Source organism: Tolumonas osonensis (genome assembly GCF_014202415.1).
Taxonomy (GTDB): Bacteria; Pseudomonadota; Gammaproteobacteria; order Enterobacterales; family Aeromonadaceae; genus Tolumonas; species Tolumonas osonensis.
In genome coordinates, this window is record NZ_JACHGR010000006.1 from 31,759 (window position 1) to 55,654 (window position 23,896).

A 23,896-nucleotide genomic window follows, 5' to 3' on the forward strand; every position below is an offset into this window, starting at 1 on the left:
ACATGACAACGATTAGAGATGTTGCGCAGTTGGCTGGCGTATCCATTGCCACGATTTCACGCGTATTAAATAATTCCGAAAAGGTGTCCCCGGATACTGCGGCGCATGTCCGGGCCGTCATCAAGGAATTGGGTTATGTCTATAATCCACCGTTGGCCAACCGGCGGAACAGTGCCGATCGGCCATTATTATTTGCGATTATTTTACCCACGCTGGCAAACCCCTATTTTTCCGAATTGCTGGATATCGTGGAGCAGGAGGCCCAGTTTCTTGGCCGGGCTTTGCTGGTGTTTAATTCCCACGGGGATGCACAGCGGGAGCTGGCGCTGATTAATGCCTGCAAGCAATATAAAATCGACGGTCTGTTTGTTGTGCCAAGCTCGCGCAGTACGGTACATCTGACCTCGTTTAGTAAACCGTCATTTCCGATCGTGATTCTGACGCAACTGATATCCGGGATCACCAGTGTGGCGGTCGATCATATCGAAGGGGGCGCGCAGGTTGCAGAACATCTGGTCAGTATGGGGCACACCCGGATCGGTTATCTGGGAGCGATCGATGACAGTGAACAAAAATTTGGTGGTTTCCGGGACAAACTGATCGAGTTGGGCGTGCCGTTATCGCCGGAGAATATTATTCAGACACCGGCACTGGTTGCTTCGGAGCTGACCGACGTTTTCCGGGAGTATCTGGATGCCCATCCGGTGTTGCCATTTACCTCTATCTTTGCGTTTAACGACGTTGCGGCCCAGCAGGTGATGGATGTCCTGCATCAGCGCGGCTATCAGATCCCGGAACAGGTTCAGGTGGTCGGTTTTGATAATACGTTACTGGCGCAGGTCATGAATATCAGCAGTGTGGCGCAGCCTATGCGGGAAATCGGTCGTTTAGGCTGTCAGGAAATGATGCGTCTGATTGAAGGTCGGGAGCTGGATACTCATCACCTCACGCTGTCGCCGCGTCTGGTCTTACGCAACAGTTCCGTCAAGGTGAGTAAACGGAAATTTCATACCGTCTGAGTGCCGAGATATAGCGGACGGTTCAGCAACGAGGCCAGATGCGCCTGCTGTTCGCTGCCGGTACGATACGCGATATACACCGGTCGCGGTAATACCGGTGCCCCTTCCACAAAGTGGAGTTCGTTGTTTTTCAGATGCCCCGCGATAAGGTGACGGGGCAGGTAGGCAACGCCACCATGTTTCAGCATGTGCTGTAATGCCTGCTGTACCGAACTGGTCTGCAAGACCGGTATGCGCTGGGATAACTCAGCAGGAAGCGGTGCAGCGCTCATGTTGGTGCTCCACTCCAGCCAGATCACGGGCTGGTCTGCCAGCATTCCGGTCGTGATATTGGGTGTACGACTCACCAGACACAACTGGAATTCACTGACCTGCTGAACCGTAATTTCATCGATCTTGCTCGGTTCAGTCATCACGGCGATATCCAGCGAACGCTCCAGCAACTGGCGGCAAAGCTGTTCCCGGTTGCCGGTTTCAAAACGCATGATCTGATTATGCTGTTCACTGAACCAGCCATCCAGCCATTGTTGTAAGCCCATTTCCCAGCATACCTGCGGTGCGCCGATGATAAGCTGATGCTGTGCGTCATCCCGCTGCAGGGCCTGTTTGGCCTGGCCCAGGGTCTGCAGTATGTTTTCTGCATAGGGCAGCAGATGTTCGCCGGACTGGGTTAACTGGATGTTATTGCGGTGACGGGTAAAAAGACTGACACCCAGCAGTTGTTCCAGTTGCCGGATGCGAAAACTCACCGCCGATTGTGTGAGATACAGATTCTCGGCGGCGCGTCCGAAGTGACGGGTTTTGCTGACCTCAATAAAGGTACGCAGCAGATCCGTGTCCATTACTCCAGTGGCTCATCCACGGATTCGAAGCTACCTTCATCACCGCTAGAAGTGCACAGACGATGTACGCGACGTGGACCAATCACTTTGATGTACTTCAGCCATACTTTGGCGAACGGGTTACCGGCAGCATCGTCTGCCTTAACACGCTCAACAAAAGCCGCTTCCACATCATCTTTTGGCTCTCTTTTGCCCTGGTACAGTTCCATCATGGCATGTCCATGGCGTTCCAGCAGATCGCTTTCACCTACGGTAAAGTTACCGCTGCGGCGGATACCGCGTGGAAAGTGCTGCAGATCGTTAAAACGTTTTTCTGATTCAAAGCTCATGGCGTATGAGTACCTCTGTTATTCCATCGCGGGGAAGTATGTTCAGCATCGCGCATACTTAAAAATCGAGTTTTTTTTCTTAAAGATAAATTTTTTTTATTATGATGTTTATCAGGCGATAACTGTATTTTTCTTGTACTACCTGGAAATTAAGCATTATCCATCCCGGGCTGCATAATCCGCTGTAACAGGTCGCTTTCATGCAATGCCCGCTTGATAAGCGCGTATCCTCCCATGGTTCCCTGACCCTGAAAACGGGCTTTTTCTAACTGCAGATCCTGATTGAAACTGGGCAGGGATTGCCGCTGAATTTGTTGTTGCAGCGCAGGGAAGAGCACGGCAGCACTCTGCACGATTTCACCGGCCAGCAGAATTTTCTCCGGATTAAACAGGTTCACTAGAATGGCCAGCACCCGGCCCAGATGGTTGCCGGTCTGGCGGATGATCTGCACGGCGATCGGATCATCCGCCAATGCCGCCTTGCAGATGATCTCTATGGATAAATTGTTACTGTCCAGATTGCTGGAATGGCCGCGCTCCAGCAGCGCTTTAGTTTGTGCCACGATGGCTTTGTTGGAAACAAATGTCTCCAGACAGCCAAAGTTGCCGCAATGGCACTGATTGCCGAAAGGGTCGATCTGGATATGGCCGATTTCACCGACGTTGCGGTTTTTACCCAGCAGCAACTGGCCGTTGCTGACAATACCGGCGCCGGCACCGTGGTGAATACTGACCAGAATGAAGTCCTGACATTTCTGCGCTGTTCCCAGATAGTATTCTGCCAGCGCCAGGGCGCGGGTATCGTTACCGATATAGATCGGCAGATCGGTGACCGTCTGCAGCTGTTCCGCCAGTCTGAGATTGGCAATCTGATGATTCGGGGAGTACAGCACTGTGCCGGTTTGCGGATCAACCAGTCCGGCCATGGTAATGGCAATGGCGATGGCCTGTTGCTCTGGTCGGACGGTCTGCAGTTGTTGCTGGATGGCTTGTGAAAGTGCGGCGACAATCCCTTCTGCATCGTGTCGCTGCAGTTTGCTGACGGTATGCTGATGTACGGTGTCGGATAAATCCATGACGCTACACTGCAGTTCTTCACGTCCCAGCCGGCAGGAGATAAATAGAAACGCGGTCTGTTCTGTGGTCAGTGAAATGGCCGGACGCCCGCCGGTCGATGCCTGCTGCGCGACTTCCTTGATTAAACCGTGCTCCAGCAATTGCCGGGTGATGTTGGTGACGCTGGCTGGGGCCAGCGCACTGATCTGAGCGATATCCACACGTGAGATCGGACCCTGCGTATCAATTAACCGATACACTAACGCCGCATTAACCTGCTTGAGCAGTTCATGATTGGCAACCCGCTCTCCGCGTGCACTCATATGACATCCTTGGTCCAGTTTCCGCAAACCATCGTACCGGTGATCTGATAATTTTTATCAAACCGGGTCAGGTTTGCAATCAAGCCGGGCTGAATCGCCCCCAGTTTATCGTCCGCACCGATGGCCCGCGCCGGATACAGTGTCGCCATGCGCACCGCTTCATCCAGTGGCAGACCGGCCTGTTCCACCAGTAACTGCACACCTTCTATCATGGTCAGGGCGGAGCCGCCAAGTGTTCCGTTAGCATCTTCGCAGCGTCCGTTACGCAGGAAGACTTCGGCGCCGCAGAAATCAAATTTCTCGAACCCTTCCGGTGGCATGGCCGCCGCCGTCGCGTCCGTGACCAGACAGAGGCGTTCGCCCATCACTTTGTGGGCTAACCGCACATTTGCCCAGTGCACATGGAAACCATCCGCGACCACACCGGCATAGACGTCATGCCGATCATAAATGGCGCCGACAATGCCCGGTGTACGGCCATTCTCGGTGGCGGTCATGGCGTTATATAAATGCGTGGCAAAACGGATTCCGGCATCAAAGCCGGCCATGGCCTGTTCATAGGTCGCCGCGGAATGGCCGATACTGACGGTGATACCGGCATCGGCCAGCTGACGGATATGGCGTGCCAGATTCAGTTCCGGCGCCAGCGTGACTTTTTTCAGCCAGACAGCCTGCTGACACAAATAGGCGATCATATCATCGGAAGGCTGGCGTAACTGTTCTTCCGGATGGATACCCCGACGTTTCGGATTGGTATATGGCCCTTCAAGGTGCATGCCCAGCACCTGGTCCGGATGCGCCTGCATGAATGCTTTGGTTGCCGCCAGCGCCTGTTCAATGGTTTCATCACTGTCGCTGATCAGCGTTGGCAGGAAGCTGGTGGTGCCGGAGCGCAGGTTGGTGCGCTGCATGTGCGCCAGAGTGGCCACATCGGGGGTGTCATTAAACATGACACCGCCACACCCGTTCAGCTGCAGATCAATAAAACCGGGACAGAGAATATCACCCTGCATGTCTTGCTGCGGCAGATCAGCCGGAAGCTCTGCCTGTGGTAACAGCGCGACCACTTTTCCATCGGCAACCACAACGGCTGTCTCCGTCAGCCGCTGATAACCCGTCAGGAGTACACTGTTACAAAGCGCGTACATGTTTATCTCCTTAATACTTCGTTAATTCAGGTGCTTCTAACTGCTGGAAGTAACGCAGTGTTTTTACCTTCAGTTCCATCGTCGCCGGCTCATCACAGACAATAATGCCGCGCGCATGCAGTTGCAGTGCCGACACCGTCCATAAATGATTCACACTGCCTTCGACCGCGGCCTGTACGGCTAATGCCTTGTTATGGCCGGTTGCCAGGATCAGGATCTCTTCCGCATCCAGCAAGGTACCGACACCGACCGTCAACGCCATTTTCGGCACCTGATTGATGTCATCGTCAAAGAAACGGGCATTATCAATCAGTGTTTCCTGCGTCAGGGTTTTGATCCGCGTACGGGAGCTTAACGAGGAGGCGGGTTCATTGAAAGCGATATGACCATCACTGCCAACACCACCGAAAAACAGCTTGATACCACCGACGGCTTTGATTCTGGCTTCATAGGCTGCACATTCTGCCTGCAGATCGGCAGCGGTACCATCCAGAATATTAATGTTTTCTTTAGGAATATCGATGTGATTAAAGAAGTTATCAAACATAAAGCGGTGATAGCTTTGCGGATGATCGGCGCTTAACCCCACATATTCATCCATGTTGAAGGTGATGACGTGCGCAAAGCTGACTTCACCCTGCTGATAGAGTTTTATCAGTTCCTTATAGGTAGCCAGTGGTGTGCCACCAGTAGGTAATCCGAGAACGAAAGGGCGTTCCGCTGTAGGCGCAAACTGATTGATACGCTCCGCAATATAACGGGCAGACCATAAACCAACCTGAGCTTTATCTTTTAACGGCAGCATACGCATTTGTGTTTTCTCCATGAGGTCTCACTACTTATTTTTAATTGTGAATAAACATCCGGATTATTGCAATTGGGTTGACCATTTTTTTTCCACAAATACGCTTTATGCGGCATAAATCACAGAACTTATTTCGTGATATAAACTAAGATGATTGTGGGGCTGCACAAATGCACTTATAGAGAGGAACACATGAACATTCTGGGTTATACGCAAAAACTCGGCAAAGCCATCATGCTGCCAATTGCGATACTGCCAGTGGCGGCAATTCTGCTGCGTCTGGGACAAGCAGATATGCTGAATATTCCCTTTATGGCTCAGGCCGGGGGCGCTATCTTCGGGCAATTGCCATTACTGTTTGGTATCGGTATTGCGATTGGCTTATCAAAAGATGATGCCGGTGCGGCGGGGCTGGCCGGGGCAGCAGGGTACCTGGTGCTGACCGAGGCGGCGAAAACCATCAATCCCGAGATCAACATGTCATTTTTTGGCGGTATCGTGGCTGGTATCGTGGCTGGTCATGTCTATAACCGTTTCCATGCGACCAGTTTGCCGGCATATCTGGCGTTCTTTGGCGGGAAACGGCTGGTACCGATCATGACGGGTCTTATCTGTCTGATTCTGGCCGGGATCAGCGGGGTCGTGTGGCCGGCAATTCAGCATGGTATTGATACCTTCGGACATACTGTGGCGAATTCAGGCGCTATCGGCGAGTTTAGTTATGGTTTGCTGAACCGTGCGCTGATCCCGGTAGGGTTACACCATGTGATGAACTCCATCTTCTGGTTCGGTCTGGGCGAATGTACCAAGGTTGGCTATGAAGTCGCCGGTGCGCTGCATAATATCTGTCTGGCACCGGATGTGGTGAAAACCTTGTCGGTAGGCGGAGCTGTACCGGGTATCGACGGTGGCGTTATCAAAGAAATTGCCACGCAGGCGGCGCGTGGTGACCTGAACCGCTTCTTCGCCGGCGATCATACAGCAGGTGTGTTCATGACGGGTTTCTTCCCAATCATGATGTTTGGTCTGCCTGCGGCAGCGCTGGCGATGTATCTGGCTGCGCCGAAAGATCGTCGTGCTCAGGTAGGTGGTCTGCTGCTGTCTGTTGCGCTGACCGCATTCCTGACCGGTGTGACTGAACCGCTGGAATTCATGTTCATGTTCCTGGCGCCGGCGCTGTATGCCGCTCATGCGGTATTGACCGGGGTGTCGCTGGTGGTGACCAACGCGCTGGGTGTACTGCATGGTTTCGGTTTCTCGGCTGGTCTGTTTGACTTCGTGATCAACTGGGGGCTGGCAACCAAACCTGCGCTGCTGCTGGTGATCGGTCTGGTGTTCGGTGTGGTTTACTTCACCGTGTTCTACACCGCAATCAAATGGTTTGATCTGAAAACTCCGGGTCGTGAAACCGACAACGGCGATGTGCAAAGTTATACTGCAGCATCCAAAGACATGCAGGAGTTAGCAAACAACTATCTGGCAGCATTAGGAGGTGAAGAGAACCTCACCCAGATTGACGCCTGCATCACTCGTCTGCGTCTGTCTGTACGTGATATGCAACGCGTGAATGACAAGCAGCTGAAAGCGCTGGGCGCGAGTGGAATCGTGAAACTGAACGCCAACAATCTGCAGGTGGTCTTGGGTCCACAGGCTGAAATCGTGGCAGGTGCGATGAAAACGGCAATCGCCGGTTAACTTAACGCACTGAACGTATAAGTCTGCAAGCCACTGCCCGTTTCGCGGCAGTGGCTTTTTTGTTTATGACATACGGCTTTTCGCGTAATAGTTAGACGATCTGCACGAGGTTTGCCAGCCCGGGGTTCTGATTTGGCAAATACCTATTGAGTGCAATGTCATAAATATGGATGATATCCGGTTATTGCATACAAAAGATAATCACTATCCGAGGTGAATGATGACCCAAGCGGAGCATCGACCAACCAATTTTATCCGTCAGATCATTGATGAGGATCTGGCGAGTGGCAAACATACAACTATTGCAACCCGTTTTCCGCCAGAGCCTAACGGCTACCTGCATATCGGTCACGCGAAATCCATCTGCCTGAATTTCGGCATCGCGCGTGACTATCAGGGCACCTGCAACCTGCGCTTCGATGATACCAATCCGGTAAAAGAAGATGTGGAATATGTCGAGTCTATTCAGCGTGACGTGCAATGGCTGGGTTTTCAGTGGAATGGCACGGTACGTTACTCCTCGGATTATTTCGATCAATTGCACGCCTATGCGGTTGAACTGATCAACAAAGGTCTGGCCTATGTTGATGAACTGACCCCGGAACAGATCCGTGAATACCGCGGTACCCTGACTCAGGCGGGTAAAAACAGCCCGTTCCGTGATCGCAGCGTGGAAGAGAACCTGACGCTGTTTGAAAAAATGAAGAACGGCGGTTTCAAGGAAGGGGAAGCGTGTCTGCGCGCCAAAATCGATATGGCCTCTTCTTTTATGGTGATGCGTGATCCGGTGCTGTACCGTATCAAATTTGCTGATCACCATCAGACCGGTGACAAATGGTGCATCTATCCGATGTACGACTTTACCCACTGTATTTCGGACGCGCTGGAAGGCATCACGCACTCCATCTGTACCCTGGAATTCCAGGACAACCGCCGTCTGTATGACTGGGTACTGGATAACATCTCCATTCCTTGCCATCCGCGTCAGTACGAATTCAGTCGTCTGAACCTCGAATATTCCATCATGTCCAAGCGCAAGCTGAACCTGCTGGTGACCGAAGGAATTGTGGAAGGCTGGGATGACCCACGTATGCCAACCATCTCCGGTCTGCGTCGTCGTGGTTATACGCCGGAAGCGGTGCGTGAATTCTGCCATCGTATCGGGGTGACCAAACAGGACAACACCGTTGAAATGAGCGCCCTGGAATCCTGCATCCGTGAAGATCTGAACGAACGCGCACCACGTGCGATGGCGGTATTGGATCCGCTGCGTGTCGTGCTGGAAAACATGCCGGAAGATCATTTCGAAGAAATTTCGATCATCAATCATCCGAACAAACCGGAAATGGGTTCACGTCTGGTGCCGTTCAGCCGTGAAATCTTCATTGACCGTGCTGATTTCCGCGAAGAAGCCAATAAACAGTACAAACGTCTGGTGATGGGTAAAGAAGTGCGTCTGCGCCATGCTTATATCATCAAGGCTGAACGTGTAGAGAAAGACGCGGAAGGCAATATTACGACGCTGTACTGCTCGGTCGATCGCGATACGCTGGGTAAAGACCCGGCAGATGGCCGTAAAGTGAAAGGCGTTATTCACTGGGTTTCTGCCGCTCACGCGCTGGAAGCGGAAGTGCGTCTGTATGATCGTCTGTTCGCAGTTGCCAATCCGGGCGCGGCGGATGATTTCCTGAGCACCATCAATCCGCAATCCCTGCGGATTATAGGCCATGCGAAACTGGAACCATCACTGCGTGATGCCAAACCGGAATTCGTTTATCAGTTCGAACGTGAAGGTTATTTCTGTGCCGACAGCAAGCTGTCATCCGCAGACAAACCGGTGTTCAACCTGACCGTGGCACTGCGCGATACCTGGGTGGGTTAATTCACCCGGTTCAAGCCGAAAACAAAAACCGCCGGTTAAACAACGGCGGTTTTTTTATTTTTGAGCCTTAATCCGGTACTGCATTAATAATGCGGCGGCGGGGTTTCTTCGCTCTGGCTGGCGATCTGACTGACCACCATCTCTTTCATGCGGCTGATAATCAGGGTCATCTGATGCTGTAGCTTGTCCAGATCCTGCTGCTGAAGCGTCAACGCTTGGTTCAGCTGTTCAATGGTATCGTCCTGAAAAGCCAGCCGGCTTTCCAGATGTTCAATCCGTTCATGAAGCTCGTTTATCTGCTGTAACATTGTTTCACTCTTCTCCGGTAGACCGGCGCATTATATGCCTTATCATTTTTCTCACAATTACCTTTATGGCCCCTGTTGTTAGTTTAAAACAGGGGTTAGTATAGAGCGCTTGCTGAAGAGCCTCTCGTTAATAAGAACAGAGAGCCGGATTTGTTCTCGTGGAGAAAATAATGAAAAAAATGATCAAGATGTCTTTGTTGGCGGTTGCAGTGACAGTATCTCTGGCTGCATGTCAGAAAGAAGAAGCCAAGGCGCCTGTTGCCGATAAAGTTGAGCTGAAAACATTCGAGCAGCAATCGGCTTATGCGATTGGTCTGTCTATGGGACGCTATATTAATACCACGTTGTCCCGTCAGCAGGATCTGGGTGTAAAACTGGACAACGAGATGATTCTGAACGGCGTTAAAGACGGTCTGGCGAAAAAGGCCCAGATGAGCGACGCAGATATCGAGAAAGCGCTGAAAGCGTATGATCAGAAGATCAACGAAGCGGCAACCAAGAAAGCCGAAACCGATGCCAAAGCCAGTTTAGAAAACGGTAAGAAATACCTGGAAGAGAATGCCAAGAAACAGGGCGTGACAGTCACCCAATCCGGTCTGCAATACGAAGTGTTGAAGATGGGTACCGGTGAAAAACCAAAAGCGACCGATGAAGTTCGTGTTCACTATCTGGGTACACTGACTGACGGCACTAAATTCGACAGCTCTTACGATCGTAAAGAGCCAGCTGAATTCCCGCTGGATCGTGTTATTCCGGGCTGGACCGAAGGCGTGCAGCTGATGCCAGTTGGTTCCAAGTTCAAATTCACTCTGCCGGCTGCGCTGGCTTACGGTGAACAGGGTGCCGGTTCTATTCCGCCAAACTCTGTACTGGTGTTTGAAGTAGAACTGCTGGACATCGTGAAAGATCAGGCTAAACCTGCAGAAGCAGCGCCAGAAGCCAAAAAATAATCTCTGATTATTTCCGGAGCTGCTATCGCCGCAGCTCCGGATCCACCTCGCCAGATTTATTCGTCTGGCAACGCATACTGCTGTTGTTGCCTAATCTCGTCTGTTTCCGCCAGTTGCATTCCAACCCGTTTTAGTAGTGCCTGAGAGGCCGGATTATTGATATGGCAGCTCGCCGTTATCAGGCTTGCCGGATGATGGTTCCGCCAGGCGTTGATCACCGCGGTCAGCGCTTCGGTCATTAACCCTTGCCGCCAGTATTCCGGGTGCAGCCAGAAACTCAGCTCGGCATAGTTTCCCTGTGGCTGAATACTGATCAAACCTATCAGGTCGTCAACGGCTGCGAGTTGTATCGCATAACAGCAGCCAGAACCGCTTACATGCTGTTTTTGCTGCGACATGATCCAGCGCAGTAACTGGCTATCCGATTGTGGCATGAGGCAGCCGGTACTGGCCTGAACAAACCGCGGATCCTGCACGACAGTATTGATCGGTTTCATGTCCCGTAATGCGATGGGCCGTAAATGTAAACGGATTGTTGATAGTGGTGGCATCATGCGGATAACTGGCTGATACTGAATTAAGAGCTGGATTGATAATAACCCGGATTGTCAGCGCGGAGGTGCACTATGTTCGTTATTTCCCTGATCTACAAAGCCGATATTGCACAGATTGATGCCCATATGGACGCACATAAAAAATATCTGCAGGAACAGTATGACGCCGGCCATTTTATTGCTTCCGGACGTAAAGTTCCCAGAACCGGTGGCATCATTCTGGCGCGTTCAGAAAGTCTGGAGACGCTGGAGCCGATTCTGGCGGCGGATCCGTTCCATCTGCATAAACTGGCGGATTATGAAATTACCGAATTTATGCCCACCATGGTTGGTGACGAATTCCGTAATCTGCTCGGAGTCTGAGGTCGTTAACAACTCCGGCCGGGGCGCCGGAGTTGGTTTTGGCGTACGGCGCGGAGCTTAAGGCCGGTAGGAGCTGTCGGTACGTTGCAGTGTCTGATAGTCACCCAGTACAGGTTGTTTCAGCAGATAACGGCGCAGCATATCCTGCGCTGCAAAAGCAATAATCCGGCGCTGCAGGGTCACATCCAGCGTGCGGACAAACAGGGTTTGTGCCCAGCCGTGAATACCATCCCACAGGGCGATCGGATAACGTTGTTCTTTGGCGGTACCGATGGCCAGTGTCAGTCGGGAGTGATGCTGGATATGTTGTAGCAGCTCATCTGCGCTGTCAGGCAAATGCGCATGATAATCCGCACACAGGTTTGGCATATCCGGCGCCAGTTCAGTCAGCAGTTCACCGCAGGTACTTCCCTCCAGAATCTCCAGATGTGTCTCCAACAATGCAGCCAGGCGTTTCGGCATGTCCAGATAGTCGGAAGCGACCAGGTAAGGCGTTATGACCGACAGCAATTGTTTTTCCGCCGTATCGAAATCGGCGTCCGCATGCTGACTGATTAGTTTCATCTCGATAATCGGCATGGATGAGCGATAGCCCAGCTCAATATGTTCCGGCCAGCAGAGGGGATCCAGCATATCGCTCAGCGAGGATTCGGAAATGCCGAAGGTGAAATAACGGCGGACGACGGCTGCCCCATAAGAAAATTGCTGTTTCAGATCCGGAATGATCTGCTCGTTAACCATCTGTTTGAATTCGTTCGGGACGCCCGGTGTGAAATAGCAAACCGCGTTATTGATCTTTAATTTAAAACCGCAAGCGGTACCAATCGGGTTATCCAGTACGGTTGACCCCTGCGGTAACATTGCCTGTTTACGGTTGCTGGCAGGCATGACACGGCCCCGGTTGGAAAATTTCTGTTCCATATTGGCCAGCCAGTCGCTGTTCAGTTCCAGCGGGACACCCGCTACCTGCGCGACCGCATCCGTTGTTTTATCGTCAGAAGTGGGGCCCAGGCCGCCGTTAAAGATAATGACATCGGCAATCAGACTACGTTCACGTAATACATCCGTTAAATCGTCCATACGATCGCCGACCGTCTGCCGACGGCGAACCTGCCAGCCTTGCTCCAGCAGCTGCAGACTCACCCAAGAGGCATTGGTGTCGACGGTGAAACCAGTAAGAACTTCATCTCCGGTAGTTATTATTTCTATGATCATGGTGGTTCCGGTAGGTTGGTTAAGTCGTTTTATACTAACAACCAGTTACTATCGACACCACTTTTTCAGGCCATATCGCCAGTAAAACAAACCGCGCAACCAGAATATTTTACCGTAATGATCGATGTTATTTTCGCCAACGTACTTCTGAATAGGGTTATCAGAAGGGGATCTTGGTGACAGGTCTCTCTGGATGGTGTAGATTTCTGGATGTCCAGACGTTTTTACTGATAGATGTGGGAGCTAGTCATGCCAATCAAAATTCCCGACCAATTACCTGCCGCAGGGGTGCTGACAGAAGAGAATATCTTTGTCATGACCGATACCCGCGCAGCGCATCAGGATATCCGGCCACTGAAAGTGTTGCTGCTGAACCTGATGCCGAAAAAAATTGAAACGGAAATTCAGTTGATGCGCATGTTGTCTAACTCACCACTGCAGGTGATTGTGGATCTGCTGCGTATTGATGACCGTGAATCCAAAAACACACCAAGGATCCATGTCGAGACCTTTTATCAGGATTTTGACCAGATCAAAGACAACAAATATGACGGCCTGATCATCACCGGTGCGCCGCTGGGTCTGGTGCAATTCGACGATGTGGTCTACTGGGACACACTGATCAAGATCATTGAGTGGTCGAAGAAAAACGTCACCTCGACGCTGTTCCTCTGCTGGGCGGCGCAGGCGGCACTGAAGGTATTGTACGGACTGGAAAAACAGACCCGTGATGTGAAGCTTTCCGGGGTCTATTACCACCGCAAGCTGGAACAGCAGGATCCGCTGGTTCGTGGTTTTGATGATGTCTTTCTGGCGCCACATTCCCGCTATGCCTCTTTTGAAGGCGATTTTATCCGTGCTAATACGGATCTGCAGATTTTTGCCGAGTCTGATGTGGCGGGTGTTTATCTGGCCGCGACCAAAGACTGTCGTCAGGTGTTTGTCACCGGGCATCCGGAATACGACGCAGAAACCCTGCATAACGAATATCACCGTGATATGACGGCCGGGATTAATCCGAATATTCCGGCGAATTATTATCCGGAGAATAATCCGCTTAATCCGCCATATCATAGCTGGCGCAGTCATGGACATCTGTTATTCTCTAACTGGCTTAACTATTACGTCTACCAGCTGACGCCATATGATTTAAATACGCTGACTCAGGGCACAGAAGAGCTGGCCTGGGAAATCTGACTCTATTCTTGAGTTATCATATGACGATTCTGTCCGGCAGGGATGTCGGACATCTTAGTTTTAGAATTATCTGCATCACCGATATTGAGGACGCCGCCCGTGGTTGTAAAGGTAAACACATCAGCACTGTATCAGTCATTACAGGAACGTATTCTGCTTATTGATGGTGGTATGGGCACCATGATCCAAAGCTATCAATTGCAGGAGGCTGATTTTCGTGGTGAGCGATTTGCAGACTGGCCATCAGACCTGAAAGGTAACAATGACCTGCTGGTCTTGACTAAACCGGATGTCATTGCGGCGATTCATGACGCCTATCTGGCAGCGGGTGCAGATATTATTGAAACCAACAGTTTTAATGCCACACGTATTGCGATGGCTGACTACCATATGGAAGCGCTGTCAGCCGAGATCAACCGGGAAGCCGCACAGCTGGCACGTCGTGTTGTCGATACGTGGAATGCAAAGACACCTGAAAAACCGCGTTTTGTTGCCGGCGTGCTGGGTCCGACCAACCGTACTGCCTCTATTTCTCCTGACGTGAACGATCCGGGGAAACGTAACGTCACCTTTGATCAGTTGGTGGATGCCTACAAAGAATCGACCGAAGCCCTGATAGAAGGCGGCGCCGATATCATCATGATCGAAACCATCTTCGATACCCTGAATGCGAAAGCGGCGTTTTTTGCCGTAGACAGCATTTTTGAAAAACTGGGCGTCAAACTGCCGGTGATGATTTCCGGTACTATCACGGATGCCTCAGGCCGTACCTTGTCCGGACAGACAACCGAAGCTTTCTACAACTCGCTGCGTCATGCCCGGCCGCTGTCATTTGGTCTGAACTGTGCGCTGGGGCCCCAGGAGCTGCGTCAGTATGTGCAGGAACTGGCTCGCATCAGTGAAAGCTATGTGTCCGTGCATCCGAATGCCGGTCTGCCGAATGCGTTTGGTGGCTATGATCTGGAAGCCGACGAAATGGCGGCACACATCCGTGAATGGGCCGAGTCCGGTTTCCTGAACATGGTCGGTGGCTGTTGTGGTACCACGCCGGATCATATCCGGGCGATGGCGAAAGCCGTCGAGGGGGTCAAACCACGTGCCTTGCCGGAACTTCCGGTAGCCTGTCGTTTGGCTGGTCTGGAGCCGCTGACCATTGATGACAACTCGATGTTTGTAAACGTGGGTGAGCGGACCAACGTCACCGGCTCAGCCAAGTTCAAACGTCTGATCAAAGAAGAACAATATGACGAAGCGCTGGATATTGCTCGTCAGCAGGTTGAAAACGGTGCCCAGATCATCGACATCAACATGGACGAAGGCATGCTGGATGCCGAAGCGTGCATGGTGCGTTTCCTCAATCTGATCGCTTCTGAACCGGATATCTCCCGTGTGCCGATCATGATCGACTCATCCAAATGGGAAGTCATTGAATCGGGTCTGAAATGTATTCAGGGTAAAGGCGTCGTGAACTCTATCTCCATGAAAGAAGGGGTAGAGAAATTTATTCAGCAGGCCAGACTGATCCGGCGCTATGGCGCTGCCGTGATCGTGATGGCGTTTGACGAACTTGGTCAGGCGGATACCCGTGCGCGCAAGTTCGAAATCTGTCAGCGTGCCTACAAGATCCTGACCGAAGAAGTGGGCTTCCCGCCGGAAGATATCATTTTCGATCCGAATATTTTCGCCGTGGCGACCGGTATTGATGAACACAACAACTATGCAGTGGATTTCATCGAAGCGGTTAAAGACATCAAAACCCATTTGCCTCACGCCATGATTTCCGGCGGGGTATCGAACGTATCGTTCTCCTTCCGTGGTAATGATCCGGTACGTGAAGCTATTCACTCTGTCTTCCTCTATTACGCCATCAGAAACGGCATGGATATGGGGATTGTGAACGCCGGTCAGCTGGCTATTTATGAAGACATTCCGGCCGAACTGAAAGAGAAAGTGGAAGCGGTGGTGCTGAACAAGCATCCGGGTGCCACCGAAGAGCTGCTGGCGATCGCGGAAAGATACCGGGGCGGAGCGGCGCAACAGGCGGCAGACCCGCGTGAACAGGAATGGCGCAGCTGGCCGGTCGGCAAACGACTGGAACACGCGCTGGTCAAAGGTATTACTGATTTTATTGATGAAGATACCGAAGAAGCCCGTCAGCAGGCAGTCCGTCCGATTGAGGTCATCGAAGGGCCGCTGATGGCCGGGATGAATGTGGTCGGCGATCTGTTTGGCGCCGGTAAAATGTTCCTGCCGCAGGTGGTGAAATCAGCGCGGGTAATGAAACGCGCCGTGGCGTATCTGCAGCCATTTATCGAAAAAGAGAAAGCTGCCGGGCAGAGCAACGGCAAGATCGTCATGGCGACCGTGAAAGGTGACGTCCATGACATCGGTAAAAACATCGTCGGTGTGGTACTGCAGTGTAACAACTACGAGATCGTCGATCTGGGCGTGATGGTGTCTTGTGAGAAGATTCTGCAGACCGCACGCGAAGTGAATGCGGATATTATTGGTCTGTCCGGTCTGATCACGCCATCGCTGGATGAGATGGTCCATGTCGCCAAAGAGATGGAACGACAAGGGTTCAAAATTCCGCTGATGATCGGTGGCGCGACCACCTCCAAAGCTCATACTGCGGTGAAAATCGAGCAGAATTACAGTGAGCCGGTGGTGTATGTATCGAATGCTTCCCGTGCCGTTGGCGTGGTGCAGAGCCTGCTGAGCACCGAACTGAAAGCACCGTTTGTACAGCGTCTGCGCGATGAATATAAGGTAGTGCGTGAACAGCACAGCCGCAAGCAGCCACGCACACCGCCGGTGACACTGGAAGCCGCGCGTGCCAATGCGTTGCAGCTGGACTGGCAGAACTACCAGCCACCGAAACCGAATCAACTTGGGGTGAAAGTGATCGATAATGTCACGATCGCCACGCTGCGTGACTACATTGACTGGACCCCGTTCTTCCTGAGCTGGGAGCTGGCCGGTAAATTCCCGCGGATTCTGGAAGATGAAGTGGTGGGTGAAGAAGCGACCCGTCTCTATCATGATGCGCAGGCCATGCTGGATCGTTTACAAGCATCCGGTGAAGTGAACGTCAGTGCGATTATTGGTCTGTTCCCTGCGAATCGCGTCGGTGATGACGTTGAAGTTTATACCGATGAGTCCCGCAGCCAGGTCTTGCAGACATTCCGATTCCTGCGTCAGCAGACGGACAAGGTCAGTCAGGCGCGAAACGGCGAGGTCTTCCCGAATTACTGTCTGGCGGATTTTGTTGCACCGAAGGAGAGTGGTGTTGCAGACTACTTCGGCGGTTTTGCCGTCACCGGTGGTATCGGTGAAGCAGAGCTGGCCGCACAGTATAAAGCTGCCGGCGATGACTATAACGCGATTCTGATTCAGGCCGTCTGTGATCGTCTGGCAGAAGCCTTTGCCGAATACCTGCATGCTCAGGTGCGGAAGGAATACTGGGGTTATGCCGCAGATGAAAATCTGTCCAATGACGAGCTGATCCGGGAAAATTACCAGGGTATTCGTCCGGCGCCAGGATATCCGGCGTGTCCTGAACATACCGAAAAAGGCACACTCTGGAAATTACTGGGCGTGGAGCAGGCTATCGGCATGAAACTGACCGATTCTTACGCCATGACCCCGGCGGCTTCGGTTTCCGGTTTCTATTTCAGTCATCCGCAATCCCGGTATTTTGCGGTTGCCGGTCTTCAGAAAGATCAGATTGAAGACTATGCGGCCCGCAAAGGGATGACGTTAGCCGAGGCTGAACGCTGGCTGGCGCCGAATCTTGGTTATGACGCCGGATAAGATCATCAAGACTTAATCTGTCAGGGGCCTTTCGGGGCCCTTGCTTGTTTTTTGAGCAAAAAGAAAATCAAGCTTGAGCACAGATCACAAGAACTGAAATTTTATTGTAAAGGTTTCGGATGTAGCATTGACTAATGATCCAAGCACTATAATCTGCCTTTCTGGCAGAGGGTAACTTCTGGTTCACCATGAATAATAAAGGATAGCGGGTATGCCGAAGAATATTTTGATTGTTATTGAACAGGCTGTGAACAAATGCTTGGACATGGATTTAACTAAATTTAATCAGCTTGAGATTGTGGTTAGTGCCAGCCAGAAGAGTCTGCCTGTCGAGTTTGTCAAAGAGTTGCTGCGCATTCAGGTTCAATGTGGCTCACCGGTTGAACTGCTGACGACTAAAGGTACTGGCGGTCATCATGTTGAAATGTATCTGGCCTGGTTACTGGGTCGTCATATTGAAAAAACGCCGGATGCCAATATTACGGTCATCGCGGATAACATTGATGCGGAAAGCCTGCTGGGTAACTGTATTGATGAAGAATATCACGATCGTATCTGCATTATTCAGGGTGATGCGGATGTTCCCAAATCAGAAGGTCTGAAACTGGAAAAACCGGCACAGAAAAAAGCGCCAATAGAAACGGCAGTGGCTGAAGAAAAGGTTAAACAGGCCGATAACAAACTGATCTCTAAACTGATGGAGCGCCAGGACATACTGGAAGCGCGTCATCCGATCACCGGTGAACCACTGCCATCACCGCTGAACAATTAATGTTTTCTGCAGAATCCTGAGACTGAGATGATTCAGTCCGGTAAAAAGTGCCAGCGTGATCGGGATGCGCTGGCATTTTTTTTCCAAAACCCGCCTCATGTTCCGGATATGTATTGCAGGATTGCAACGCTGTCCGATCTGCCTGCATTACTGCATCTGGAAAGATATTGCTTTAATCCGTTTCTGGGCTTCGGACGTCGTCGCTGGCGCTATCTGATTACCGGGTCGGCATGTACGACGCTTTTGTTGTTTCATCAGGAAACGCTGGTTGCCTATCTCTGTCTGTTGCCGCATCAAGGCTGGCAGGGATTGGAGATCCGCGCGTTAGCGGTTCACTGGTCATTCCGGCAAAAAGGACTGGGGCGCTGGCTGATCCAGTTGTCACAGGCGTTGTCCCGGCAATGGCATATGCGGGCATTGTATTTGTCAGTGGATTGTGAAAATACGGCCGCGTTATCTCTGTATCAGCAAGCCGGTTTTCAGACATCGGCAGAACTGGCCGATTACTATGGTCCGGACAGGCATGGTCTGCGCATGCGCTGTCATTCCATCGCATAGGCCTATCTTATTTTTCGGGAATAACTTGCGGGTAGCGTGGAGTGACCGGACAGGCCTCCAGACTGGATACTGATGCTCAGATTCAGTCCTGTCTATTACGGAGTTACCCTATGAAAGTCGCTATTATTGGTGCCGGCAGCACAGTGTTCATGCGTAATATTGTCCGCGACCTGCTACAGCAACCCGCCTTGATCTCCACGCATATCGCATTACAGGATATTGATGGCAAACGTTTGCAGGAGTCGCAAATGGTCGCCGGTCAAATCATCTCCGCATTAAAAGTACCGGCGACTGTCAGTGCCAGTATGGATCGCCGGGAGGTATTGCGGGGAGCGGATGTCGTGATCACCATGTTCCAGGTAGGTGGGTATAAACCGTCTACGGTGGTTGATTTCGATATCCCGAAAAAGTACGGTCTGCGCCAGACGATCGCGGATACGCTGGGTGTTGGCGGTATCATGCGCGGATTGCGCACGGTGCCTGTGCTGGTGGATATCGCCCGTGACATGCGGGAATTGTGTCCGAACGCATTGCTGATGAACTATGTGAACCCGATGGCTATTCTGAGCCTGGCTGTGCAGCGTATGGTACCGGAGATCCAATATGTTGGTCTGTGTCATTCGGTACAGGGCACGGCAGAAGAATTGGCGAAGGATTTAGGTGTTGAGCCGGCTAACCTGGTGTATACCTGTGCCGGTATCAACCACATGGCGTTTTATAACCAATTTACGCAACGCCTGCCGGATGGTTCCACAGAGGATTTGTATCCGCGCCTGAAAGCGCTGGCCGCCGAAGGCCGTGTACCGGACGGAAACCGGGTGCGTTATGAAATTCTGCGCAAGTTTGGCTATTTTGTGACTGAATCCAGTGAGCATTTTGCCGAATACTCTCCCTGGTTCATCAAGCGCGATCGTCCGGATCTGATCGAGAAATTCAATATTCCACTGGACGAATACCCGCGCCGCTGCGAACGGCAGATTGCCGACTGGGCAGAAGAGCTGCAACGTATCGAAACACAGCATGACATCGAAATTAAGCAAAGCCGGGAATATGCCGCCGCTATTATCAACTCGCTGGCTACCGGTGAACCATCCGTCATTTACGGTAACGTGCTGAACAAAGGCCTGATCGATAATTTGCCACAGGATTGTGCGGTAGAAGTGGCCTGTCTGGTGGATCGCAATGGTATGCAACCGGTGAAATTCGGCAGCGTACAACCGCAGTTGGCGGCGCTGATGCGTACCAACGTCAATGTGCAGCAACTGACCGTGGAAGCATTGATGACGGAAAACCCGGAATATATTTATCACGCGGCTTACCTGGATCCGCATACCAGTGCCGAACTGGATTTGGATCAGATCCATGATTTGGTTGATGATTTACGCCGCGCGCATGGGGACTGGTTACCGAAATTTGCCCGTCTGTAATATGACCGGCAGGAAAGAAAGAGACAGCATTAAGCTGTCTCTTTTTCTATGGGTAATAACAGGACGCCGGCGTTACTGCGGGTCGTCAGGCGGTATTGATTCGGTGTGATGCCGACCAATTTCTGAAAGGCCTCATAAAACCGGCTCATGGCACTGAAGCCGGTAGTCAGCGAAATATCCAGAATCGAACGGTTGGTTTCTGCCAGCAAGGCCCGGGCGTGGTTTATCTTCATCATGGTGATGTGATCTTTGATCGAATAGCCCATGACCTGCTTGAACAGATTCATGGCGTAATTCGGGTGTAACTGAATTTGTTCAGCCACATCATTGACCCGGATCGCCTCATAATAATGTTCGGAGATGAAGCTCAGCATGGCCTGTATATAACGGATTTTCCGCTCGTTCATGCGCAGGCTGTGCAGTTTCCCCGGTTCGGTATGCAGGAGTTCCTGCCAGCCGGAAACGGCAACCCGCTTCATCATCAGCACGATTTCTTCCTGCATCAGCTGATAAAGACCATGGGAATTGCTGCGACTGTCATTATGCCAGCGTAGCACCTCATGATGACCGAACAGATCTTTGGTTGTGGAGATCACGACACTGCCGTGCAGAATTTTATTCAGCAGCAGGTCATCAACGGGTAATGCCAGAAAGTGGGAAAGGGGGATATTGATGACGCCCATCTGTGTGCAGTTTTCGCACTCAATCAGCCGGTGCGGGATCACGCCCCAGAAGAGACCAATATGACCCTCCGGCAGTTGAATCTGCTGATCATTGATCAGATAACGCACCGGGCCGCCAAACGGAATATTCACTTCAACCTGGCGATGCCAGTGATAGCCCGGCATATCGCCGGGCTGACGGAACTCAACGCTTAATATTTCATCGGCCTGTTGCCAGGTCAGGGGGCTGATTTCCGTAGGATCAGTCATCTCTTTCTCCTGATAAAAAGATGGCCTGAGTACGAGGGATTACTTGCTGTCACCGGCGAGTATTTCGTCGATACGTGATAGCTCTTTCGCGCTCAGTTCCACATAATGTAATGCTGCGACGGCATCATCCAACTGGCTGGTTTTGCTGGCACCGATCAGCACAGAGGTAATGGCCGGCTGACGCAGCACCCACTGCAGTGCCATCTGGGATAGTTTTTGTCCACGCAGATAGGCGACATGGTTCAGTTCACTAATCATCTTCAGCCGTTCATCGGTGATGTCGGTCGGCTTGAGGAAGCGGCCATCTTTAGCGGCGCGGGAATCTTCCGGAATGCCATTCAGATAACGGTCGGTCAGCAACCCGCCGGCCAGCGGCGAGAACGCAATGCCCCCGATCTGCTCTTCACTGAGCACATCCAGCAGGCCGTTTTCGACCCAGCGCTCAAACATGGAGTATTTCGGCTGGTGGATGATGCACGGCGTACCCAGAGATTTCAGAATTTGCGATGCACGCTTGGTCAGCTCAGCCGGATAATTGGAAAGCCCGACATACAGCGCCTTACCCTGACGTACGATCAGATCCAGCGCCGCCATGGTTTCTTCCAGCGGGGTATTCGCATCCGGGCGGTGGTGATAGAAAATGTCCACGTAGTCCAGCCCCATTCGTTGCAGGCTTTGGTCCAGACTGGAGATCAGATATTTCTTGCTGCCACCATCACCATACGGGCCGGTCCACATCGGATAGCCGGCTTTGGTTGAAATAACCAGTTCATCACGCAGCGTGCGGAAATCCTGCTTCAGGATTTTGCCGAAGTTTTCTTCGGCTGAACCTGGTGGCGGACCATAGTTGTTGGCCAGATCGAAATGCGTGATACCACAGTCAAAAGCATGCCGGATCAGATTCCGGGCGTTATCCTGAACGGCGGTATTCCCAAAGTTATGCCATAAACCCAGGCTGATACGGGGTAGTTTCAATCCGCTCTGGCCGCTACGGCGATAATGCATCTGGTTATAACGTTCTTCATTCGGTACATAATCCGACATGCTTGCCTCCGATTAATACATTTCTTCTGGGTTATCAGGCTGCTACCTCGAATGCTGCCCGGATCAGTCGTCGTGTATATTCCTCTTTCGGGTCGTCCATCACCGTGACGGTATCGCCCATTTCGACCAAATCTCCGTGTCGCATCACCATAATGCGGTGGCACAACGCTCTGACCACGCGTAAATCATGGCTGATAAACAGATAGGAGAGGTTATGTTTTTGCTGTAATTGCCGCAGCAGCTGGATGATCTGATTCTGAACGGACAAATCGAGCGCAGAGGTGGGTTCATCCAGCAGAATGAATTCCGGCTCCATCGCAATCGCCTTGGCGATCGCAATACGCTGACGCTGCCCGCCGGAGAACTCGTGCGGGAAGCGATCCATGGCAAAAGGCGCTAATCCGGATTCCTGCAATGCCTGAATGGCGCGTTGTTCTCGATCCGCAGCATCAGTGCCGATATTGTTGATGATCATCCCTTCCTGAATGATTTGGCGCACGGTCATACGCGGGTTCAGCGAAGAGAAGGGGTCCTGAAACACGATCTGCATGCGTTTGCGCAGCGGCCGCATCGCTTTGCGGTCACGGTCGTGCAGCGTGATGCCATCATAAGTCATTTCGCCTTCGGATTCGATCAGACGCAGAATGGCATGACCCAGTGTGGTTTTTCCGGAGCCGGATTCACCAACGATACCGAGCGTTTCGCCGCGACGCAGTGTCAGATCCAGCCCTTTGACGGCATGGAAGCGCTTTTCCGGACGGCGCAACCAGCGGTTGGCGGTCTGAGTCACAAAAGAAACCTGCACATTTTTCCCTTCCAGAATTACCGGATTTTCAGCCGGGACAGCAGGTGCGGTGCCTTTCGGTTCGGAATTCAGCAGATGCTGTGTATAAGGGTGTGTTGGTGCCGTAAACAGGTTTTCGGTTTCGTTGTTTTCCACTACTTTACCGTGCTGCATCACATAGACCCAGTCGGCGTATTTACGCACGATGGTCAGATCGTGTGTGATCAGCAAAACGCCCATCTGGAATTTTTCCTGCAACCGTTTCAGCAGATTCAGTATTTCGGCCTGTACCGTCACATCCAGCGCGGTGGTGGGTTCATCCGCGATCAGCAGGTCTGGTTTGTTCGCCAGCGCCATGGCGATCATCACGCGCTGACGCTGACCACCGGACATCTGATGCGGATACTGGTCAATGCGTTTTTCCGGATCCGGCAGTTGCATCTCTTTCAGCAGCGACAGTACCTGTTCACGGATTTCCTGTTTGGATATGGTGCGGTTATGTTCACGGATAATTTCGCCGATCTGTTCACCCACGGTATAAATCGGGTTCAGCGATGTCATCGGTTCCTGGAAGATCATGCCGATCTTTTTGCCGCGGATTTTGCGCATCGCCTGCTCGTCATACTGGCTCATGTCTTCGCCATGCAGGGTGATGCGGGTCTCTTGGCCGACAATCGCACTCTTCGGCAGCAGCTTCATCAGCACACGGGCGGAGATCGATTTTCCTGAGCCGGATTCACCGACCAGCGCCACAGTCTGGCCTTTGTAGATTTTGAAGGAAACATCACGTACTGCCTGAGCAATACCGCCTTCCGTTCTGAAATCGACCTGAATGTTTTCCGCGTTCACTAACAGGGTTTGTTCATTCATCTTAAAATCC

At 51.9% G+C, this 23,896-nt stretch carries 21 protein-coding genes; 10 read left to right on the forward strand and 11 right to left on the reverse strand.

The genetic code is table 11. The features are described from left to right. Positions 1-2: 2 nt before the first annotated feature. On the forward strand, positions 3-1,019 hold the full coding sequence (locus HNR75_RS09265) for a LacI family DNA-binding transcriptional regulator (RefSeq protein ID WP_188026699.1): 1,017 nt from the start codon (positions 3-5) through the stop codon (positions 1,017-1,019). Here the strand turns inward: HNR75_RS09265 and hdfR are convergent. From hdfR to nagB, 5 genes are all read right to left on the reverse strand, one after another. Then, positions 1,007-1,861: an HTH-type transcriptional regulator HdfR gene (gene hdfR, locus HNR75_RS09270; RefSeq protein ID WP_188026700.1), complete on the reverse strand. Its 855-nt coding sequence runs from the start codon at positions 1,859-1,861 to the stop codon at positions 1,007-1,009. The genes HNR75_RS09265 and hdfR overlap by 13 nt on opposite strands. After that, positions 1,861-2,190, reverse strand: a complete 330-nt coding sequence (locus HNR75_RS09275; protein ID WP_188026701.1) for a MaoP family protein — start codon at positions 2,188-2,190, stop codon at positions 1,861-1,863. The genes hdfR and HNR75_RS09275 overlap by 1 nt, the downstream gene beginning before the upstream one ends. 149 nt (positions 2,191-2,339) lie before the next feature. Beyond that, positions 2,340-3,569, reverse strand: coding sequence for an ROK family protein (locus HNR75_RS09280; RefSeq protein ID WP_188026702.1), 1,230 nt, complete (start codon positions 3,567-3,569; stop codon positions 2,340-2,342). Continuing rightward, positions 3,566-4,717 carry an N-acetylglucosamine-6-phosphate deacetylase gene (nagA, locus tag HNR75_RS09285; RefSeq protein ID WP_188026703.1) on the reverse strand — a complete coding sequence of 384 codons (1,152 nt, stop codon included), beginning with the start codon at positions 4,715-4,717 and terminating at the stop codon, positions 3,566-3,568. Before nagA ends, HNR75_RS09280 begins: the two co-directional genes overlap by 4 nt. Positions 4,718-4,727: 10 nt before the next feature. After that, a complete protein-coding gene (nagB, locus tag HNR75_RS09290; RefSeq protein ID WP_188026887.1) occupies positions 4,728-5,528 on the reverse strand; it encodes a glucosamine-6-phosphate deaminase in 801 nt (266 codons plus the stop codon). 186 nt (positions 5,529-5,714) lie between these two features. Between nagB and nagE the strand changes: the two genes are divergently transcribed. Next, positions 5,715-7,217 (forward strand): N-acetylglucosamine-specific PTS transporter subunit IIBC, encoded by a 1,503-nt coding sequence (gene nagE, locus HNR75_RS09295; RefSeq protein WP_188026704.1) that lies wholly within the window; start codon positions 5,715-5,717, stop codon positions 7,215-7,217. Positions 7,218-7,437: 220 nt separating this feature from the next. Beyond that, entirely contained in the window at positions 7,438-9,099 is a 1,662-nt protein-coding gene (gene glnS, locus HNR75_RS09300; RefSeq protein WP_188026888.1) for a glutamine--tRNA ligase, read from the forward strand. A gap of 83 nt (positions 9,100-9,182) precedes the next feature. Here glnS and HNR75_RS09305 read toward each other — a convergent pair whose 3' ends face one another. After that, positions 9,183-9,407 carry a SlyX family protein gene (locus HNR75_RS09305; protein WP_188026705.1) on the reverse strand — a complete coding sequence of 75 codons (225 nt, stop codon included), beginning with the start codon at positions 9,405-9,407 and terminating at the stop codon, positions 9,183-9,185. Between the two features lie 170 nt (positions 9,408-9,577). Here HNR75_RS09305 and fkpA point away from each other — a divergent pair, with 170 nt between their 5' ends. Next, entirely contained in the window at positions 9,578-10,357 is a 780-nt protein-coding gene (gene fkpA / locus HNR75_RS09310; RefSeq protein WP_188026706.1) for an FKBP-type peptidyl-prolyl cis-trans isomerase, read from the forward strand. 56 nt (positions 10,358-10,413) lie between these two features. Here fkpA and HNR75_RS09315 read toward each other — a convergent pair whose 3' ends face one another. Next, the gene (locus HNR75_RS09315; RefSeq protein WP_188026707.1) at positions 10,414-10,911 is read right to left on the reverse strand and encodes a GNAT family N-acetyltransferase; all 498 of its coding nucleotides are present in this window, start codon (positions 10,909-10,911) and stop codon (positions 10,414-10,416) included. A gap of 72 nt (positions 10,912-10,983) precedes the next feature. On the opposite strand from HNR75_RS09315, the gene HNR75_RS09320 reads away from it, so the two are divergent. Next, positions 10,984-11,274: a YciI family protein gene (locus HNR75_RS09320; protein WP_188026708.1), complete on the forward strand. Its 291-nt coding sequence runs from the start codon at positions 10,984-10,986 to the stop codon at positions 11,272-11,274. Between the two features lie 57 nt (positions 11,275-11,331). On the opposite strand, the gene HNR75_RS09325 is transcribed toward HNR75_RS09320, so the two are convergent. After that, on the reverse strand, positions 11,332-12,489 hold the full coding sequence (locus HNR75_RS09325; protein ID WP_188026709.1) for a CinA family nicotinamide mononucleotide deamidase-related protein: 1,158 nt from the start codon (positions 12,487-12,489) through the stop codon (positions 11,332-11,334). Between the two features lie 249 nt (positions 12,490-12,738). Between HNR75_RS09325 and metA the strand changes: the two genes are divergently transcribed. The 5 genes from metA to melA all read left to right on the forward strand — a co-directional run bounded on the left by metA (position 12,739) and on the right by melA (position 20,256). Continuing rightward, on the forward strand, positions 12,739-13,686 hold the full coding sequence (gene metA, locus HNR75_RS09330; protein ID WP_188026710.1) for a homoserine O-acetyltransferase MetA: 948 nt from the start codon (positions 12,739-12,741) through the stop codon (positions 13,684-13,686). Positions 13,687-13,785: 99 nt separating this feature from the next. After that, a complete protein-coding gene (gene metH, locus HNR75_RS09335; protein ID WP_188026711.1) occupies positions 13,786-17,499 on the forward strand; it encodes a methionine synthase in 3,714 nt (1,237 codons plus the stop codon). Positions 17,500-17,710: 211 nt separating this feature from the next. Beyond that, entirely contained in the window at positions 17,711-18,271 is a 561-nt protein-coding gene (locus HNR75_RS09340) for a hypothetical protein (RefSeq protein WP_188026712.1), read from the forward strand. Positions 18,272-18,298: 27 nt separating this feature from the next. Further along, entirely contained in the window at positions 18,299-18,829 is a 531-nt protein-coding gene (locus tag HNR75_RS09345; RefSeq protein ID WP_188026713.1) for a GNAT family N-acetyltransferase, read from the forward strand. Positions 18,830-18,939: 110 nt separating this feature from the next. Beyond that, positions 18,940-20,256: an alpha-glucosidase/alpha-galactosidase gene (gene melA, locus HNR75_RS09350; protein ID WP_188026714.1), complete on the forward strand. Its 1,317-nt coding sequence runs from the start codon at positions 18,940-18,942 to the stop codon at positions 20,254-20,256. A gap of 29 nt (positions 20,257-20,285) precedes the next feature. Here the strand turns inward: melA and melR are convergent, their stop codons facing one another. Genes melR through HNR75_RS09365 form a run of 3 tightly spaced genes read right to left on the reverse strand, consistent with a single transcriptional unit; the run spans position 20,286 to position 23,886 of the window. Next, complete coding sequence (gene melR, locus HNR75_RS09355) at positions 20,286-21,188, reverse strand: transcriptional regulator MelR (RefSeq protein ID WP_188026715.1); 903 nt, start codon at positions 21,186-21,188, stop codon at positions 20,286-20,288. A gap of 39 nt (positions 21,189-21,227) precedes the next feature. Next, complete coding sequence (locus HNR75_RS09360) at positions 21,228-22,232, reverse strand: aldo/keto reductase (RefSeq protein WP_188026716.1); 1,005 nt, start codon at positions 22,230-22,232, stop codon at positions 21,228-21,230. Between the two features lie 34 nt (positions 22,233-22,266). Next, positions 22,267-23,886 (reverse strand): ABC transporter ATP-binding protein, encoded by a 1,620-nt coding sequence (locus HNR75_RS09365; RefSeq protein ID WP_188026717.1) that lies wholly within the window; start codon positions 23,884-23,886, stop codon positions 22,267-22,269. Between the last annotated feature and the right edge of the window lie 10 nt (positions 23,887-23,896).